General features: G+C 74.5%; 3 protein-coding genes. 2 read left to right on the plus strand and 1 reads right to left on the minus strand.

The genetic code is table 11. The features are described from left to right. A partial coding sequence (locus ACTUAL_RS17160) for a MarR family winged helix-turn-helix transcriptional regulator (protein WP_440900977.1) occupies positions 1-426 on the minus strand: 426 nt, incomplete at its 3' end. Between the two features lie 132 nt (positions 427-558). Between ACTUAL_RS17160 and ACTUAL_RS17165 the strand changes: the two genes are divergently transcribed. Both ACTUAL_RS17165 and ACTUAL_RS17170 read left to right on the plus strand, forming a co-directional pair. Continuing rightward, positions 559-1488 carry an NADP-dependent oxidoreductase gene (locus ACTUAL_RS17165; protein WP_440900978.1) on the plus strand — a complete coding sequence of 310 codons (930 nt, stop codon included), beginning with the start codon at positions 559-561 and terminating at the stop codon, positions 1486-1488. A gap of 145 nt (positions 1489-1633) precedes the next feature. After that, positions 1634-2520, plus strand: an 887-nt coding sequence (locus ACTUAL_RS17170; protein WP_440900979.1) for a response regulator transcription factor, incomplete at its 3' end; no start/stop codon positions are given.

Below are 2520 nucleotides of genomic sequence, written 5' to 3' on the forward strand. Positions count from 1 at the left end.
CAGCCCGGCCAGCGCGGTGACGTCCTCGCGCGAGAGCGGCTCGAACAGCAGCCCGCTGACCACCTCCACGTGACCGGGCAGCACCTGCGCCAGCAGCGCGCGCCCGGCGTCGGTGATCGTGACGGTGACGCCGCGCTCGTCGTCCGGGGACGGGGCGCGGGTGACCAGCCCGGCCTTCTCCAGCAGTCCGGCCTGGTAGGTGAGCCCGCTGCGGGTGTAGACGACGCCGTCGGGGAGGTCGGTCATCCGGTGGCTGCCGGTGGGCGAGTCGCCGAGCCGGGAGAGCAGCTGGAACTGCACGTAGCTCAGGTCGCCCGCCTCGCGCAGCTGCTGCTCCACGGCGTGGCGCAGCAGGCTGGTCACCTCGATGAGGTCGAAGTAGGCGCCGAGCTGCACGGGGTCGAGCGACGGCGGGGTGTCGGCCATGCCGCCGAGTGTACTGCTTCGAATTCAAAGGACCGTGGCGCAGGTCACTTTGCTTCAAATTCAAAGCAACGCTAGTGTTCTCCCCAGTTGCTTCGAACTCGAAGCAAAGACCGAACGAGATGAGGCTCTCCCATGAAGGCAGTGCGCTTCCACCAGTACGGCGCCCCCGAGGTCCTGGTCCTGGAGGACGCCCCGCTCCCCACCCCCGGCGCGGGCGAGGTCCGGATCAAGGTCGCGGGCACCTCGTTCAACCCGGTCGACGGCAACATCCGCGCCGGGTTCATGCAGGGCCCGATCCCGGTGGCCCTCCCGCACACCCCCGGCCTCGACGTCGCGGGCACCGTCGACGCGCTCGGCGAGGGCGTCACGAACGTCCGGGTCGGCGACGCGGTCGTGGCCTTCCTGTCCATGACCGGCGTCGGCGCCTCCGCCGAGCACGTCGTCACCGCCGCCGAGGCGCTCGCCCCCGCCCCGACCTCCATCCCGCTGGCCGACGCCGCCGCCCTCCCGGTGGTGGGCCTGCCCGCCTGGCAGGCCCTGTTCGACCACGGCGGCCTGGTCGCCGGTCAGCGCGTGCTGGTCAACGGCGCAGGCGGCTCGGTCGGCGGCCCCGCGCTCCAGCTCGCCAAGGCCGCGGGCGCCCACGTGATCGCCACCGCCAGCCCCCGCACCGCCGACCGCGTGCGCGCCGCAGGCGCCGACGAGGTCGTCGACCACACCACCACCGCGCTCGCCGACGCGGTCACCGAGCGCGTCCACCTCGTGCTCAACCTCGCCCCGGTCGCCCCGGAGCAGCTCGCCGCCCTGACCGACCTCGTCCACGACGGCGGGATCGTCGTGAACACCACGGTCTGGATGCCCGCACCGACCGACGAGGCGCGCGGCGTGCGCGGCGTGAACCTGTTCGTCCGCAGCGACGCCGCCCAGCTGGCCGAGCTGGGCGAGCGCGTCGACCGCGGCGAGCTGCGCGTCGACATCGCCCGCCGCGTCCCGCTGGCCGACCTGCCCTCGGTGCACGCCGAGTCCACCACCCTGCCCGGCAAGGTCGTGGTCCGGGGGTGACCCCCGCGACCCGCGGCCCGCCACGAGCCGCTGCCGCCCCGCGCCTCACCCGCGCGGGGAAGCGGCCGGGCGGCGTTCGCCCAGGTGGAGTCTGTCGCCCGCCACCCGCCGCCGGACATCCTGGGGCACCGAGCGCGGAGGTGGGATGTCCGAGCTGCCGCCGAGGATGGGCCCCGCCACGACCGCGATCCTGCGCGAGGCCCACCACAAGATCCTCGCCATGGGCGACGACCGGTTCGCCGTCTACGAGCAGGTCGTCCGCACCCTCGCCAAGGTCGCCCACGTCGACTCCTCCTACATCGGCCTCCTGCACGGCCACAAGGTCCGCTACGTCTACGGCACCGAGGACCAGCGGTTCGACGACCCGGTGCTGCACGCCTACGGCCCCAACGACCCCGTCGCCTGGCTGCTGCGCCACCGCCAGACCTACCGGCACCGCTACGACGGCGGGGCCGTGCTGCGCGCCGGGACCTCGTTCGGCGACGTCACCCGCCGCTCCGCCGACGTCGTCACCGCGCCGATGCTGCGCCCCGAGCGCGGTGCCCCGGACTCGGTCATCGGCATGGTGTCCCTGCACAGCTACACCCCGGACGTCTACGACGACGAGGCGGTGCGCGCCTGCGAGTGGCTGACCGGCCTGCTGGCGCGGGTCCTGGTGCGCCAGGACGAGGACCGCGCCGCCCTCGCCGACCTGGCCGGACCGGGCGCGGACGTGGCGGACGCGCTCACCTCGCACCGGGTCGTCGAGTACCTGTCCGGACGGGTCGGCGGCATCCGGCGGACCGCGCTCGACGCGCTGGAGGACCCGGCCGCCGACCTCCGCGCCGCGCTGGACGAGGTCAGGGAGCGCTGCGAGCGCGTCCAGTGCGAGCTGATCGACCTCACCGCCCGCGCCGACACCGGCCCCGCCGCCCGGTTCGCCGCGCTCACCCCGACCGAGCGCACGGCCGCGCTGCTCCTGGCGCGCGGCCTGGGCAACCGGGAGATGGCCGCCGAGCTGGGGCTGAGCGTGCACACCGTGAAGACGCACGT

It is taken from the genome of Actinosynnema sp., assembly GCF_052038725.1.